Origin of the sequence: Catellatospora vulcania (assembly GCF_009720385.1) — a bacterium.
GTDB lineage: Bacteria > Actinomycetota > Actinomycetes > Mycobacteriales > Micromonosporaceae > Catellatospora > Catellatospora vulcania.
The window spans coordinates 334,303-349,035 of sequence record NZ_ML769301.1 but is presented as its reverse complement, the minus strand read 5'-3'; the positions used below and the strand labels follow the sequence as shown (position 1 = coordinate 349,035).

Sequence of the window (14,733 nt, the reverse complement as noted above, 5' to 3'; positions counted from 1 at the left end):
ATGCTACGTCGCGCGTCGCCCCGGCATCGCCCCGGTTCAACGAAGGTCGCTGCGGGTGATGGCGTTGCGGGCCATCGCCTCGTTGGCCAGGCGTACCCGCCGTCTCTCCCCGTCGCCGGCGATGCCGAACTTCTCGTACAGGCGCAGCAGGTGCTGTTTGACCGCCGCCTCGGTGACGACGAGCGCGGCGGCGATCTCCCGGCTCGACGCGGGTTCGGTGAACATCTCGCCCGCCAGCAGGGGCCGGCACAGCTGGACGAGGACGTCGCGTTCGCGGCCGGTGAGTTCCGGCGGGGCCACGCCCGCCTCGGTGACCTGGCCGGCGGGCACGCGGCCGGACCGCAGCACGAACCGGGAGGCGCCGGCCCGGATCTCGTCGCCGTCGGCGAGCACGTGCTCCTGCCAGATGCGCCGGCCGTTGACGTAGGTCCCGTTGCGGGACCCGAGGTCGCGTACGCACCAGCCGGCCGGGTAGCGCTCCAGGACCGCATGCAGGCGCGACAGGCTGCGGTCGGCGGGCACGGCGATGTCGTTGGAGTCGGCGCTGCCCAGCGTGATCCGGTCACCGTGCAGCGGGATCGCCGACGCGCCGGTCATGCCCCACATCTCCAGGTGCGCTGTCATGGCGCTCATCCGCCGATCAGGGTCAGGGCGTACTTGCCGTCGACGCCGGGTTGCCCGACGACCAGCACGTATTCGCCGGCGGGCAGCACATAGGGTCCGGACTGAAGGCAGCCGAGTTTGCCGGACGTCACCGGGGCTCCGCCTTCGTGGGACAGCTGCCAACGTACGAGTTCGGCGCAGACGTGTCCCTTCACGGAGACACTGGTTCCGGTGGTCACGTGCAGCCGGTAGGTCCTTGTCTCGCCGACGCCGAGGGAGACCTCGCCCCGCGCCGGGGTGCGTTCGCCGATCCTGATCGGCGTCGGCGCACCGGCCGACGACGTCGCCGCACCAGTCCCCGCCGCGGAGCGGGCCGAGGGGGACGCCGCGTGCCCGGCCGACGCGGAGTGCGACGCCTGGACGGCGCCGGGAGTGTCGCGCCACCATCCCCGCGACGCCATCACGGCGACGACCACGGTGACCAGGCCTGCGGCGGCGAGCGCCAGGAGCCGGGCGCGCCGGGCGGGTGCTCGTTCGACGAGCGGTCGGTCGAGCAGCGGTCCGGCGGCGTGGGCGTCGTCGAGCCGGGTCGGCGCGGGGCCGATGCGCGCGGTCGCCGGCGGCGGGGACGTCCACTGTGTCGACAGGATCCGCGAGCTGGTGTCGATCGGGTCCGGGGTGTCGCCGACCAGGGTGAGCAGCAGCCCCCGGGCGGTCGGGCGGCGCTCGGGCTCCTTGTCGAGCGCCTGCGTGACGAGGCCGCGCAACGGGTGTTCGAGGCCGCCGAGGTCCGGCGGGTCGGTCAGGATGCGGTGCATCAGCTCGTAGGGTGCGCCGGCGCCGAACGGCGGGCGTCCGGTCGCGGCGAAGGTGACGACAGCGCCCCAGCTGAAGACGTCGGTGGCCGCGGTGGCGGTGCCGCGGAACTGCTCCGGGGCCATGTACGCGGGTGTGCCGACGATGTCGCCGGACTCGGTGAGACTCGCCAGGTGGTCCAGGGCGCGGGCGATGCCGAAGTCGATGACCTTCGGCCCGACCCGGGAGAGCAGGACGTTGCCGGGTTTGAGGTCGCGGTGGACGACGCCTGCGGCGTGGATGCCGTTGAGCGCGGCGGCGACGCCGATGGCGAGGCTGTCCAGCGTGGAGCCGTGCATGGGGCCGTCTGCGTCCAGTGCGGCGGTGAGGGTGGGGCCTTCGATGTATTCGGTGACCAGGTAGGCGAGGTCGCCGTCGGCGCCGGCGTCGAGGACCTGCGCCGTGCAGAACCGGGCGACCCGGCGGGCGGCGGCCGCCTCGGCCGCGAACCGGGCCAGGAAGCGCCGGTCTCGGGCGTAGTCCGGCCGGATGACCTTCACGGCCACCAGGCGTCCGGCGGCGTCCTGGCCGAGGAACACGACTCCCATGCCGCCTTCGCCGAGCCGCCCGAGCAGCCGCACCCCGCCGGCCTGCCGGGGGTCGCCGGGGTGCAGGACCGGCGCGGGTGCGCCGGTCCCCTGGGTTCCGTCACCGCGGCCGGCGTCCACCGTCATCGCGGGCATTCTACGACCGTCAATCGACGGGTACGCGCAGCGCGCCCTTGCCGTACCGGTTCCAGCTGAGCAGGTATTCGCCGTGGGCCGGGGCGGGCACGAGGAAGCAGGCGAGCCCGCCGGTGGCGGTGGCGTGCGGCGCGGGATAGATCTGGGCGCGGCTGCAGTTGTCGGCGGTGGCGATCGAGGTGCCGTCGGGCAGTTTCAGGTGCAGGTCGCGGTCGAAGACCCAGGCGAACCCGGCGTCGGTGTTGTTCGTGGCGGAGAAGGCCAGTCGCAGGAACTCCTGGCCGGTCGGCGCCTGGCCGTGCAGGAAGGGCTCGTCGGAGCGCACCTCGACCGCGGAGACGGTCATGAACACGCTGCCGGTGTTCTCCCGCAGGACCTTGCCGGTGACCGGCAGCGGCTTGGGCTCCAGCGCCACGAGGCCGTCCGGGCCGGTGAACGGGACCGTCGCCTGCCGGTCGGCGGGCTTGCCGACCACGAGCACCGCGTCGGCGAGGACGAAGTGCTCGTCGACGGCGAAGGCGTACACCCCGGGTTGGCTGCGCTGTGCCGGGACTTCGGGCAGCTTCTGCAGCGGGTTGTCCACCTCGGCATAGGTGCGGTCGCCGACGGTCAGCAGGACGCTGGACGTCGGCGTGCCCGGGTGCTCGGAGCTGAGGTTCTGGAAGACGCCCTCTACCGTCACGGCTTGCCCGGTGCCGGAGGACGACGCGACGACGCGGGCGGCGCCGAGGGTGACCTTCAATCCGGCGAACCAGTAGGACTTGTTGACCTGGATCTCGGTCGCCGCTGCCACTGCGGCGCCGCCTGACGCCGCAGCGGACGGCGACGGGTCCGCCACCCCGCCGCCCGCTCCCGGAACGCAGCCGGTCAGCGCCAGCACGATCGCCGCCGGTACGGCCGGCAGCCACGACTTGTTCATCGCGCCCATCGCCTCTCGCCTCATCTCGGTGTCGGCAGGCGACGGACGCCGACTGCCGACACCAATATGTCGCGTGGTCGATGGCCGGGGACATGGCCGCGAGGTGACATCTGCCCGACGGGGCAGACAGGCCGGCCTTACCTTCCGGTAAGGCTCTCGGCTCGTCACGGACCGGAGGTGCGCTCCGTCCGGGTGCCAGTGGTCGGCCGAAGGATCCGGACAGGTCGCTCGGCGTCCTTGTCGCCGTCCAGCTCACGGGCCTGGTACATGGCCGCGTCGGCGCGATCGATCAGCTCCTCGATGGTGTGCGGGGTGTCGTGGTCGAAGGCCGTCGCCCCGACGGTGAGTGCGAGCCGGTACGGCTGGCGGCTCGTGGCGTTGTGCCGGACGACCTGCTCGCGCAGCCGGGCCGCCCACACGTCGACGTCGGACAGCACGCTCGTCTCGGTCAGCAGCACGCAGAACTCGTCACCGCCGATCCGCCCCAGCACGTCGCGCCGGCGGGTGTTGGCCCGCAGCAGCGTGGATGCGCTGCGCAGGGCGTGGTCGCCGACGCTGTGGCCGTAGGTGTCGTTGATCAGCTTGAGGCCGTCGACGTCGATGAAGAGCAGCACTCCGGGCCGGCGGGCCAGCTCGGCGAGCGCCAGCTCGTTGCGGGCGGCGAGCAGGAAGCCGCGGCGGTTGTTGACGTCGGTCAGCTCGTCGATGACCGAGAGCTGGCGCAGCTCCTCGGCCATCTGGCGTTCCGCGGTGACGTCGGCGAACGCGGTCAGCACGTAGCGGACCTGCTCGCCGTCCCGGATCGGTGTCGCCACCACGTGCAGCTGCCGGCGTTGCGCGTCCCGCTCGACCTCGATGTCGTCCACGGTGGTGACGTGGCCCTGCCGGGCGCGATTCACCGGAAGGCGTTCGGGCGCGTAGGGCTCGCCGGTGTCACCGGCGTACAGGTGGGGCAGGTCGGCGAGCGCGTCGACCCGCCCCGGGTCGTAGCCGAGGATGCGGCCGGCCACCTGGTTGACGTACACGGGGCGGGCGGTGGCCGCGTCGCGGACTTCGACGCCGATGGGTATCGCCTCCAGGAACTGCTGCAACCGCTCCTGCTCCGTGCGGCCCGCGGCGACGGTCTTCTTCAGCAGGTCGCCCACCCGCAGCATGAGGACGATGAACATGATCGCTGACGCGCACGAGAGGACGATCGGCTCGATGCGCTGTCCATCGCGTACCGACTGCACCACCAGTGTCGGCACCACCAGGCCGCAGAGGCCGAGTGCGGCCAGTCGCACGCGGCCGGCGACATGGGGCTGCTCCCGTTGGGCGGCGATCTCCCGCATCGCCGGATGCAACCCGGCGACGCCCACGAACAGGAACGAGGCGAGATAGCCGTAGAACGGCCAGTCGCCGTCCTGTTCGACACCCTTGACCTGGTGAAGCCCGTAGACGAGGTCTGCCACCAGCAGTGCCGCCGCCCACGCGGCGAGCGGCGTCAGCGCGCCGCGCGCGCGATCGGCGCCGAAGAACAATCGGGCCGCCAGCACGAGGAAGATCATGTCCAGGAACGGGTAGACGCCCGCGAGCAGCTGGCCGTATGAGGACAGCTGCGTGGTGGTGAGCTGGGGTGCGACGACGAGTGCGAAGTTGGCGCAGCTGAACGCGATGGTGACGATGAGGGCGTCGAGCAGCGCCGACCAGTCCCCTCCCGCACGCCGGGCTCGGACCAGTTGCAGCAGGGCCAGCGCGCTGAGCAGGTAGGAGACGAGGAAGATCTCGGTGGCCGGCGACGGGAAGACGGACGGCCTGCCTTCCGCAGCTGCCACGACGTACCACCACACATTCCCCACCAGGTACGTCACCTGACCGGCGGCGAGCAGGTACCACGCGCCCGGGCGGGCAGGCCGGTTCATCCTGATGCCGACCAGGATCGCCACCACGGCGGCCAGGTTCGAGCCTGCGAAGATGATCGCCTGCGCCAAGTCGTGGCCGGCCGTCGCGGCGTACGCCGCCACGAAGGCCAGCGATACGCCGACATATCCCACCCAGAGCCGATCGCGGGCACGGCACATCGGGGCTTCAGTCTCGCCGGCGGCCTTGCCGGGGCTTGCGTCTGTGGACATACGGACCGCCTTCGAACACCGCAGCCTTCGTCCCCAGAATGCCCTACCCACTCACATGGGGCAAATCACTCATATAATTGTTATCTGGACAAAGCACTAATTATCAGACCAGATTGACCATCTTGTACCCGGAGTAGCGGCACTTGCGGATGAGCACCAACTCGGCGGAGACCGTCAGTTGCTGCATGGCCCCGAACTCGCGGAACGTGGTGAACGACGACGCCGTCGACGCCGCGTCGGCGAGCTCGCTCAGCGCAAACTTCACCTCGTCGTCGGCCACCCGGTCGGCGGCTTCGCCGAACTTCGCCGAGACGGCGAGGAACATCGGATTAAGCGCCGCCAGCTCCTTGGCCACAGTCGCCGTGTCGCCCCGCTTCTCCGCTTCGAAGCCGCGCTGGATGTGCGCCTGCGACTGCTTGTTCAGGGTGGCGTACAGGCCGTCGGCGGCCTCGCAGGCGAACGCGATGCTCCCCACCACACCCGCCGCTGCGCTGGTCGCCGGGGCGGCGCTCGCGGGGATGCCACTCGCCGGGACAACGGACGGCGCGGCCTGCGGCTCGGCCTCGTCACCGCAGGCGGCGGCGCTCGCCACGACGACGGCCAGCAGCACGGAGACGGCGGTACGGCGCATACGGAATACTCCTCGACGGTGCACACTGGCGGGGTGCCGTCCGGACAAAGTGGATGGCATCGCGCACCCTAGTTGATCGTGACGGTCGGCGCCAACGTGATCCAACCCGCTGCCGCGCCGGGGCCGTGCGCGGGTGTAGCGTCTGGCCGTGGTGTTCTGGCAGCTTACGATCGACGCGAACAATCCGGGGCGGCTCGCCGACTTCTGGGCCGCAGCGCTGGGCTACCGGCCGGTTCCGCCCGACGGCCCGCATCCTTGGCACAGGCACTACCGGCGGCGGCTGGGCGACGCGGCCGCATTCGGCAACCGCCTGTTCGACCCGGAAGGGCTGCGCCCGCCGCTGTGGTTCCAGCAGGTGCCGGAGGGCAAGGGCGGCAAGAACCGGGTGCACCTGGACCTCTACCCCACCGGCCGCGACGACACGCTGGGCCTGGCGCAGCGGATCGAGATCGTGGACGCCAAGGTGGCCGAGCTGGTGACGGCAGGCGCGCAGGTCGTGCGGCGCACCACCGGCGACGACCCCGACGACCCCTTCTACTACGTGGTCATGCACGACCCGGAGGGCAACGAGTTCTGCGTCAGCTGAACCCGCCCTCCGACCAGCCTGCGGTCAGCGCGCGGTCAGGTATTCCAGCACCAGGTCGCCGAGCATCGTGCGGTAGTGCTCGCGCCGCGCCGGGTCGAGCATGTCGCGCTGGAAGATGGCATTGAAGGTGTACCGGTTGGCGGTGCGGAACACGCAGAACGCGCTGATCACCATGTGGATGTCGACCGGATCCACGTCGTCGCGGAACCGCCCGGCGGAGCGGCCGCGCTCCAGGATGCGCGTGAGCACGTTCAGCGCCGGATCGGCCAGGCCGGGGAGGATGTCCGAGCGGATCAGGTGCTGGGCGCGATGGATGTTCTCGATGCTGACCAGGCGGATGAAGTCCGGATGCGCCTCGTGGTGGTCGAAGGTCAGCGCCGCCAGCTGCCGGATCGCCTCGGCCGGGTCCAGGTGGTCGACGTCGAGCTGCTGCTCCAGCGCGCGGATGCCCGTATACGCACGTTCCAGGGCGGCGATGTAGAGCTGCTCCTTGCCGGCGAAGTAGTAGTAGATCATCCGCTTGGTGGTACGGGTCTTGGCGGCGATCTCGTCCACCCGGGCTCCGGTGTAGCCCTTGTCGGCGAACTCCTGGGTGGCGACGTCGAGGATCTCGGTCCTGGTCCGGTCGGCGTCGCGCACCGACGGCACCGTGGTGGCTTCAGGCGACTGTGCGGCCAACTGGGTTCCCTTCTCCGTCGACGCCCACTGTAGCCAGTGCGGTTCGGGCGCCGGACCTTCCCCGTTCGTCCCGGCGAGTGTATAAGTAACTATCCGGTACGTTCATGCCGCGAGGGAGACCCAGATGCTCACCCCCGACAGGCGATCCACAACGGACACCGCCGAGCGGCCGCGCCCAGCGCCCCGCCCGGCCATCGCCACCGGCTGTCTGTCCGGCACGCTGGAGGACAAGCTGGCGGCAGCGGCGGCGGCCGGCTTCCACGGGATCGAGATCTTCGAGAACGACCTCATCGCCTCGCCGTGGTCGCCGCAGCGGGTCGGCCAGGAGTGCGCCCGCCGCGGGCTGTCGATCGTGGCCTACCAGCCGTTCCGCGACCTCGAAGCCGTCCCGCCGGACGTCTTCCGGGCCAACCTGCGCCGCGCGTTACGCAAGTTCGACCTGATGGACCAGCTCGGCGCCGACACGATGCTGGTCAGCTCCTCGGAGTCGGCCGACTGCGTGGACGACGACGACCTCGCCGCCGAGCAGCTGCACCAGCTCGCCGCCATGGCCGCCGAGCGAGGCAAACGGATCGCCTACGAGCCGCTGGCGTGGGGCAGGTTCGTCGACACGTACCAGCACGCCTGGCGCATCGTGCGGCATGCCGGCCATCCCGCACTCGGCCTGTGCCTGGACAGCTTCCACGTGCTCTCCCGCGGCGGCGATCCGGCCGGCATCCGTGTCGTGCCGGGCGAGAAGATCTTCCACCTGCAGCTGGCCGATGCCCCTCACCTACGCCCTGACCTGGTCGAGTGGAGCCGGCATCACCGGCTGTTCCCCGGCCTCGGCACGTTCGACCTGACCGGTTTCGTGGGGCACGTGCTCAGCACCGGATACGACGGCCCGCTGTCCCTTGAGGTCTTCAACGACGTGTACCGCCAGGCCGATCCCCGGCACGCGGCCATCGACGGCATGCGCTCCCTGCTGAGCCTGCAGGAACTCGTCAGCACGCACGGCCCGGCCGCGGTGCGCGAGCGGCTGCGGATGACCGGGCTGCCGCCCGCGCCCCGGCTCGGCGGCCATGTCTTCACCGAGCTGGCGGTCGACTCCGTCTCCGGCCCCGGCGTGGCGAGCACGCTGGCCGCGCTGGGGTTCGCCCACACCGGACAGCACCGTTCCAAGCCCGTGCAGCTGTGGCAGCAGGGCAGCGCCCGGGTGCTGCTCAACTTCGAGCCGCAGCGCACCGTCGCGCCCGGCACGGCGGCCATCTGCGCGCTCGCCGTGGAGAGCACCGACCCGGCCGCGTCGACGCAGCGGGCCGTACGCCTGCTGGCCCCGGTGCTGCCCCGCATCCGGCGTCCCGACGAGGCCGAACTCAGCTCGGTGGCGGCTCCGGACGGCACGGCGGTGTTCTTCTGCCGCGACGCCTCGGACAGCGGCGGCTGGCTGGCCGACTTCAGCCCCACCGGCCGGTCGCCCCGCCCGAACGGTTTGGTGACCGGGACCGACTACGTGTCGCTGACCGAGTCCGTGGACGACTTCGACCAGGTGGTGCTCTTCTACAGCCTGGTGCTCGGCCTGCGCTCGGGCGGCGCCACCGAGCTCGCCGCGCCGTTCGGGCTGATCCGCAGCCGGGCTGCCGTCGACGGCGACGGCCAGATCCGGATCATGCTCAACACCGCGCCGTTGCGCCGCGGCGACTGGGCCCCTGCGGTCGCCAGCCCGCAGCACATCGCGTTCGCCAGCGATGACGTGATCGCCAGTGCCAGGGCCATGCGGGCGCTGGGCGCGCCGCTGCTGCGGATCCCGGAGAACTACTACGAGGACCTGGACGCCCGGCTCGCGCCGCCGCCGGAGCTGCTCGCCGCGATGCGCGAGCACTCGATCCTCTACGACCGCGACGAGCACGGCGAGTACCTGCACTTCTACACCGAGATGCTCGGCTCGCGCGTCTTCTTCGAGGTGGTGCAGCGCATCGACGGGTACGCCGGCTACGGCGCACCGGCCAGCGCCCCCGTGCGGATGGCGGCGCACCGGCTGCGTCGCCTGATCGCCCTGCGCGACAGCGAGCCGCGCGACGACCGCCGGCGCGACTACTCGCTGGCGCACCTCACGGCGCTGAGCCTGGCTCCGCCGGATCTCGTCGAAGCCGCCGCCGCGGCCGGATACCGGTACGTCGGGCTGCGGCTCAACCGGGTCACTCCGCAGGAGCCGCACTATCCGCTGGCCACCGATCCGGCGCTGATGCGCACGACGAAGGTGCGCCTGGCCGCGACCGGCATCGAGGTGCTCGACATCGAGCTGGCCCGGATCAGCCCGCACGACGACCCGCGGGAGCTGCAGCGGTTCCTGGAGGCCGGGGCCGAGCTCGGCGCCCGGCACGTGATCACGCAGCTGCCGGACCCCGACCGGGCCCGCAAGATAGACCGGTTCGCGCTGCTGTGCGAGATGGCCCGGCCGCTCGGCCTGACCGTCGACCTGGAGTTCCCGTCCTGGACGGAGACCCCGGACCTGGCCGAGGCGGCCCGGGTGCTGCGTGCGGCGGACCAGCCCAACGCGGGCCTGCTGGTCGATCTGCTGCACTTCGCCCGATCGGGCTCCAGTGTGGCGCAGCTGCGGGAACTGCCCGCCGAGTGGTTCCACTTCGCGCACGTCTGCGACGCGCCGTCGGCCGTGCCGACCACGAACGAGGGTCTGATCCACACGGCCCGGTTCGAGCGCCTGTTCCCCGGCGAGGGCGGCATCGACGTGCGCGGCATCCTGGCCGCACTGCCCGCCGGGATCCCGTACGCGCTGGAGATCCCGCGGGCGACGCTGGTGGCGCAGGTGGGGGCCAAGGAGTACGCCCGGATGGCGCTCGCGGCGACCCGCGACCATCTCGACGCCGCGCACCTGGCCGAAACACGCTGAGCGCCGGCCGGCCGGGCCCGCAGCGGGGTCCGGCCGGCCGGCGGGTCACAGGCCGAGGTAGATCTTCCGGACCCGGGCGTCGTGGGACAGTTCCGCCGACGTCCCGGACAGCACCACCTCGCCGTGCTCCATCACCAGGCAGGTACTGGTCGCTTCGAAGGTCAGCTTGGCGTTCTGCTCCACCAGCAGCATGCTCAGGCCCTGGCCCTTGAGCCGTTGCAGCACGGCGAGGATGGTCTCGACGAGTTTCGGGGACAGGCCCATGGACGGCTCGTCGAGCAGGAGCAGCTTCGGCTGCGACATCAGGGCCCGGCCGATGGCGAGCATCTGCTGCTGGCCGCCGGACAGCGCGCCGGCCAACCGGTCCTTCATCTCCTCCAGCACCGGGAACAGTTCGTACACCTCGGCGAGGCTCGCCCTGGTCGCCGCGTCCCACGGCCGGGCGTACGCGCCGAGCAGCAGGTTCTTCTCGACGGGCAGGCCGACGAAGACATGGCGGCCCTCGGGCACGTAGCCGATGCCGTGGCGGACCATGTCGCGGGCCTTGACCCGGGCGAGGTCGGTGTCGCCGAACCGGACGGCGCTCACCTTGCGCGGCACGAGGCCCATCAGCGCCCGCAACGCGGAGGTCTTGCCCGCGCCGTTGGCGCCGATCAGGCCGACCGAGCGCCCGGCGGGCACGGTGAGGCTGATCCCGTTGACCGCGCACACCCCGCCGTAGTGGACGGTCAGCCCTTCGACGGTGAAGTCCGCGCCGGTGGTGGCGGTGGCGGGCGAGTCGGTGTCGATGCTCATCGCTTCGCCTCCGTCGGGGTGGCGACCGGCACGTCCTCAGACATGGCGGAGTCGCCCAGGTATGCCTCGACCACCTGCGGCGCGCGCGCCACCTCGGCCGGTGTGCCGTCGGCGATGACGCGGCCGCCGGCGAAGACGGTGACCCGCTCGCACAGCGACATGACCAGGCCCATGTTGTGCTCGATGAGCACCACGGTGACGCCGGTCGAGCGGATGGACCGCACGATCTCGCTGAGCTGGCGGACCTCCTCGCCGTTGAGGCCGGCGGCGGGTTCGTCGAGCAGCAGCAGGCGGGGCCGGCGGGCCATCGCGCGGGCGATCTCGACGCGCCGCTGCGTGCCGTAGGGCAGCTCGCCCGGTGCGGCGTCGGCGAAGGCGGTGAGCCCGAAGCGGTCGAGCAGCTCGTCGGCCTGTCTGCGCAGGGCGCGGTCGTGCCGCCAGACGCCCGGCTGCCACAGCGCGTACCGCCAGTTGCCGAGCACGGACGTCTGGTCGAGTGCGACGAGCAGGTTCTCGCGCACGGTCAGCAGCGGGAACAGCCGCAGGTTCTGGAACGTGCGGGCGACGCCGGCGCGGGCCAGGGTGTGCGGGCGGGCGGCGGTCATGTCCCGCTCCCCCAGCCAGACCCGGCCGGCGGTGGGCCGGTACAGGCCGCTGACCACGTTGAACAGGGTGGTCTTGCCGGAGCCGTTCGGGCCGACGATGCCCCGGATCTCCCCTGCGGTGATCTCCATGGTCACCTCCTGCAGGGCCTTGAGGCCGCGGAAGTGCATGCTGACGTCGTCGATGCGCAGGATCACCTGCTCGGCCGGGCGCTCGACCGTGTCGTACGGCCGGAAGTCGCCGAGCTTGGGCGGCGTGCCGGTGTCCCGCCGCAGCCAGCCCCAACGCTGCAGGAGCCCGCGGGCTCGGGTGGGTAGGCCCGCGAGCCCGGTGGGCGCGAACACGACGGTGAGCACCACGACGGCGCCGTAGGCCACCTGCGCGTACGTCGGGTAGTCGACGAGCACCTCGCGCAGCACGGACAGCGCGATCGCGCCGACGACGCAGCCGACCAGGCTCTGCCGCCCACCGATGATCACCATGGCGAGCAGCAGGAACATGTTCGCGATGCTGAACGTCTCCGGTGCGACGTAGCGGATGAGACCGGCGTACAGCACACCCGCGACGCCGCCGTAGATGCTGGCCAGGAAGAACGCCGTCATCCGCAGCTGCGGCACCTCCACGCCGACCGCGCCCGCGGCCAGGGAGTCGTCACGCATGGCCCGCATCTTGCGCCCGAGCGGCGTGCGCACCACGAACAGGCCGAAGGCCAGCGCGAGCCCGAACACGATCAGTTCCAGGTAGTAGAAGAAGTAGTCGTTGCGCAGGTCGATGCCGGGCAGCGCCGGGGCGGGGATGCCGGTGATGCCCTCGGCGCCGCCGGCGATGTGGGCGTTGGTGACCCAGTTGGTCAGCGCCAGGGCCAGGCCGAGGGTGACGATGCCGAGGTAGTGCGACTGCATACGCAGCGCCGGGGTGCCGATCAGCAGGCCGATCGCGGCCACGATGAGCATGGCCAGCGCGGCGGCCGTCCAGAAGCCGAACCCGGCCCGCGTGGTCAGGATGGCCGTGGCGTAGGAGGCGACGCCGAACAGCGCGATCTGGGCGAGGTTGATCTGCCCGGCGATGCCCATGACCAGGCCCAGGCCGATGGCCAGGATCGCGAAGATGATGACCACGTTCGCCACGTGGATCAGATAGGAGTCGAGCTGGTAGGGCAGCAGCCAGGCGAGGACTGCCAGCACCGCGATGCCCGCGACACGCAGCTTCACGCGCGGTTCACCGTCCTCTCGCCGAAGATGCCGGTGGGCCGGATCATGATGACCACGGTGAAGACCAGGAAGGTGACCAGCTCCGAGTAGCCCTGGAAGTGGCCCGCGGTGAACGCGTCGAGCACGCCGATCGCGAAGCCGCCGACGATCGCGCCGGGGATGCTGCCGAAGCCGCCGAGGATCGCGGCGGCGAAGCCTTTGATGCCCAGCGCGCCGCCCATCGTCGGGTTGACGTAGAGCAGCGGGCCGACCAGTCCCCCGGCGAGCGCGGCCAGGCCCGCGCCGAGCATGAACGCGAGGGCGTTGCTGCGTCCGACGTGGATGCCGACGGCCGTGGCGGCCTCGTGGTCCATCGCGACGGCCTGCATCGCCGCGCCGCGTTTGGTGGACTGCAGGAAGAAGACCAGCAGCACGGCGGCGGTGGCCGCGATCGCGAGCACCACCAGGTCGTACGTGCGGATCCGCAGCCCGAACAGCTGTAGCGGCGCGCTGGCGACCGGGTTGGGCACGGCGTTGCCGGTCGCGCCCCAGATGATGATCGCGAGGGCTTCGAGCACGATGCCGAACCCGATGGTCCCGATCAGCATGAGGTCGAAGTCCTTGTTCTCCAGCGGGCGCAGCACCCGCTCGATGATCACGCCGATGAGCCCGGTGCCGCCGACGGCGAGGACCATGGCCAGCGCGAAAGGCAGCTTCGTGGAGAGGTAGAACGTCGAGGCCAGATACGCCCCGATCATCACGACGTTGCCGTGCGAGAAGTTGACCAGGCCCATCGTGCGGAAGACGAGCGAGAAGCCCAGTGCCACGAGTGCGTAGATCGCGCCGAGGCTCATCCCGCCGATGAACGTTTGTAGAAAGACCTGCATGGCACTCCCTGTGCGCAGAGCGAAGCCGGGGAACGGGAGCGGCCGCCGCGTGCGGGAGACCCGCTCGCGGCGACCGCTCGGCGGATCAGCCGGCGGCGACCAGCTTGCCGCCCTGGATCGTGCCGATCCTGGTGGCGAAGATGCCCACGCCGGTGTCGTCGAAGGCGAAGTCGCCCAGCAGGCCGGCGTACTTGGTGGCCCGGATCGCGTCGGCCAGCGCCTGGCCGGTCGCCACGTTGCTGGTCTTCAGCGCGTTGAGCAGGATCTGCGTGCCGTCGTATGCCTTCGCGCCGTGCATCTCGGCGTCCTCGTTGAACTTCGCCTTGTACGCCGCGGCGAACTTCTTCGACGCCTCGCTGACCTCGTTGCTCAGGTACGGCGAGCTGACTATGGTGCCCTCCACGTTGGCCGTGCCGGCCGTGTCGGCGAACACCGGCGTGCCCTGCGGGGCCGCACCGGCGAACGGGACGGTGATGCCGAGGTCACGGGCCTGCTTGACGATCAGGCCGGACTGGACCTCCTCCGCACCGATGAAGATGACCTCGGGGTTCTTCTGCCGGATCGTGGTGAGCGCGGCGCTGAAGTCCTTCTGGTCGGCGGTGACGACCTGGTCCTCGATCGGCGTCACGCCGCGGGCCGCCAGCGACTTGGTGAACGCGTCGTGCTCGCCCTTGCCGTAGCCGCCGTTGTTCGTGATCATCGCGATCTTCTTGAGCCCCTTGGTGTCCACGATGTACTTGGCGAGGGTCTCGTCGTAGGTGACGCTGGTGGGGCCGTTGAGGAACAGGAACGGGCTCTTCACGGCGACCAGGCCGGGCGACTGGCCGGAGGTGATGTTCGGGATCTTGGAGTCGCGCAGGATCGGGGCCATGGCGATGGTGACCGCGCTCTCGGCGGTGCCGATCATCGCGATGTACCCCTCGCTGGCGATCTTCCGGGCCAGGTTGGTGCCCACGGTCGGGTCGCCCTGGTCGTCGAAGACGCCGAGCTCGATCTGCCGGCCGTTGATGCCGCCGGCCGCGTTCCACTCGTCGATGGCCAGGCGGGCGCCCTTGAGCTCCCAGGCTCCCAGCGAGCTGAGCTGGCCGCTCTGCGCGTCGACCAGCGCGATCTTGATTGGGCCGTCGGACTTCTGCGCGTCGCCCTGGTCACCGCCGGGTGCGGAGCAGGCCGCGAGGGCGACCGGAAGGGCGAGTCCGAGGAGCATGACGGCGGCACGGCGCCGCAGGGACGAGAACATGCACATCACCTCTGTTGTGGGGAGGAACGGAGACGGGATGCGTTACGGGTGGGACGCGGTGC

12 protein-coding genes are annotated in these 14,733 nt (G+C 71.1%); 2 read left to right on the top strand and 10 right to left on the bottom strand.

From position 1 onward, the window contains the following. Positions 1-36: 36 nt before the first annotated feature. The 5 genes from F6W97_RS01580 to F6W97_RS01560 all read right to left on the bottom strand — a co-directional run bounded on the left by F6W97_RS01580 (position 37) and on the right by F6W97_RS01560 (position 5,802). The gene (locus tag F6W97_RS01580; RefSeq protein WP_230686318.1) at positions 37-633 is read right to left on the bottom strand and encodes an FHA domain-containing protein; all 597 of its coding nucleotides are present in this window, start codon (positions 631-633) and stop codon (positions 37-39) included. Continuing rightward, a complete protein-coding gene (locus F6W97_RS40395) occupies positions 630-2,132 on the bottom strand; it encodes a serine/threonine-protein kinase (RefSeq protein ID WP_230686317.1) in 1,503 nt (500 codons plus the stop codon). Before F6W97_RS40395 ends, F6W97_RS01580 begins: the two co-directional genes overlap by 4 nt. A gap of 19 nt (positions 2,133-2,151) precedes the next feature. Next, a complete protein-coding gene (locus F6W97_RS01570) occupies positions 2,152-3,069 on the bottom strand; it encodes a hypothetical protein (protein ID WP_155368289.1) in 918 nt (305 codons plus the stop codon). 155 nt (positions 3,070-3,224) lie between these two features. Continuing rightward, on the bottom strand, positions 3,225-5,171 hold the full coding sequence (locus F6W97_RS01565) for a sensor domain-containing diguanylate cyclase (RefSeq protein WP_155368288.1): 1,947 nt from the start codon (positions 5,169-5,171) through the stop codon (positions 3,225-3,227). Positions 5,172-5,274: 103 nt separating this feature from the next. Beyond that, positions 5,275-5,802: a hypothetical protein gene (locus F6W97_RS01560; protein ID WP_155368287.1), complete on the bottom strand. Its 528-nt coding sequence runs from the start codon at positions 5,800-5,802 to the stop codon at positions 5,275-5,277. A 148-nt stretch (positions 5,803-5,950) separates the two neighbouring features. On the opposite strand from F6W97_RS01560, the gene F6W97_RS01555 reads away from it, so the two are divergent. Next, positions 5,951-6,388 (top strand): VOC family protein, encoded by a 438-nt coding sequence (locus F6W97_RS01555; RefSeq protein ID WP_230686316.1) that lies wholly within the window; start codon positions 5,951-5,953, stop codon positions 6,386-6,388. A 24-nt stretch (positions 6,389-6,412) separates the two neighbouring features. Here F6W97_RS01555 and F6W97_RS01550 read toward each other — a convergent pair whose 3' ends face one another. Then, positions 6,413-7,066 (bottom strand): TetR/AcrR family transcriptional regulator, encoded by a 654-nt coding sequence (locus F6W97_RS01550; RefSeq protein ID WP_230686315.1) that lies wholly within the window; start codon positions 7,064-7,066, stop codon positions 6,413-6,415. 124 nt (positions 7,067-7,190) lie between these two features. Here F6W97_RS01550 and F6W97_RS01545 point away from each other — a divergent pair, with 124 nt between their 5' ends. Then, the gene (locus tag F6W97_RS01545) at positions 7,191-9,956 is read left to right on the top strand and encodes a TIM barrel protein (RefSeq protein ID WP_155368286.1); all 2,766 of its coding nucleotides are present in this window, start codon (positions 7,191-7,193) and stop codon (positions 9,954-9,956) included. A 45-nt stretch (positions 9,957-10,001) separates the two neighbouring features. Here the strand turns inward: F6W97_RS01545 and F6W97_RS01540 are convergent, their stop codons facing one another. From F6W97_RS01540 to F6W97_RS01525, 4 genes are all read right to left on the bottom strand, one after another. Then, entirely contained in the window at positions 10,002-10,751 is a 750-nt protein-coding gene (locus F6W97_RS01540) for an ABC transporter ATP-binding protein (protein WP_155368285.1), read from the bottom strand. Continuing rightward, entirely contained in the window at positions 10,748-12,565 is a 1,818-nt protein-coding gene (locus F6W97_RS01535; protein WP_155368284.1) for a branched-chain amino acid ABC transporter ATP-binding protein/permease, read from the bottom strand. The genes F6W97_RS01540 and F6W97_RS01535 overlap by 4 nt, the downstream gene beginning before the upstream one ends. After that, positions 12,562-13,431 (bottom strand): branched-chain amino acid ABC transporter permease, encoded by an 870-nt coding sequence (locus F6W97_RS01530; protein WP_155368283.1) that lies wholly within the window; start codon positions 13,429-13,431, stop codon positions 12,562-12,564. The genes F6W97_RS01535 and F6W97_RS01530 overlap by 4 nt, the downstream gene beginning before the upstream one ends. A gap of 85 nt (positions 13,432-13,516) precedes the next feature. Beyond that, the gene (locus tag F6W97_RS01525) at positions 13,517-14,671 is read right to left on the bottom strand and encodes an ABC transporter substrate-binding protein (protein WP_196278928.1); all 1,155 of its coding nucleotides are present in this window, start codon (positions 14,669-14,671) and stop codon (positions 13,517-13,519) included. Between the last annotated feature and the right edge of the window lie 62 nt (positions 14,672-14,733).

Coding starts and splice junctions, on each gene's coding strand:
- F6W97_RS01560 (WP_155368287.1), bottom strand. CDS start 5,802: ATGCGCCGTACCGCCGTCTCCGTGCTGCTGGCCGTCGTCGTGGCGAGC.
- F6W97_RS01580 (WP_230686318.1), bottom strand. CDS start 633: ATGAGCGCCATGACAGCGCACCTGGAGATGTGGGGCATGACCGGCGCG.
- F6W97_RS01545 (WP_155368286.1), top strand. CDS start 7,191: ATGCTCACCCCCGACAGGCGATCCACAACGGACACCGCCGAGCGGCCG.
- F6W97_RS01525 (WP_196278928.1), bottom strand. CDS start 14,671: ATGTTCTCGTCCCTGCGGCGCCGTGCCGCCGTCATGCTCCTCGGACTC.
- F6W97_RS01540 (WP_155368285.1), bottom strand. CDS start 10,751: ATGAGCATCGACACCGACTCGCCCGCCACCGCCACCACCGGCGCGGAC.
- F6W97_RS01530 (WP_155368283.1), bottom strand. CDS start 13,431: ATGCAGGTCTTTCTACAAACGTTCATCGGCGGGATGAGCCTCGGCGCG.
- F6W97_RS01570 (WP_155368289.1), bottom strand. CDS start 3,069: ATGGGCGCGATGAACAAGTCGTGGCTGCCGGCCGTACCGGCGGCGATC.
- F6W97_RS01565 (WP_155368288.1), bottom strand. CDS start 5,171: ATGTCCACAGACGCAAGCCCCGGCAAGGCCGCCGGCGAGACTGAAGCC.
- F6W97_RS40395 (WP_230686317.1), bottom strand. CDS start 2,132: ATGACGGTGGACGCCGGCCGCGGTGACGGAACCCAGGGGACCGGCGCA.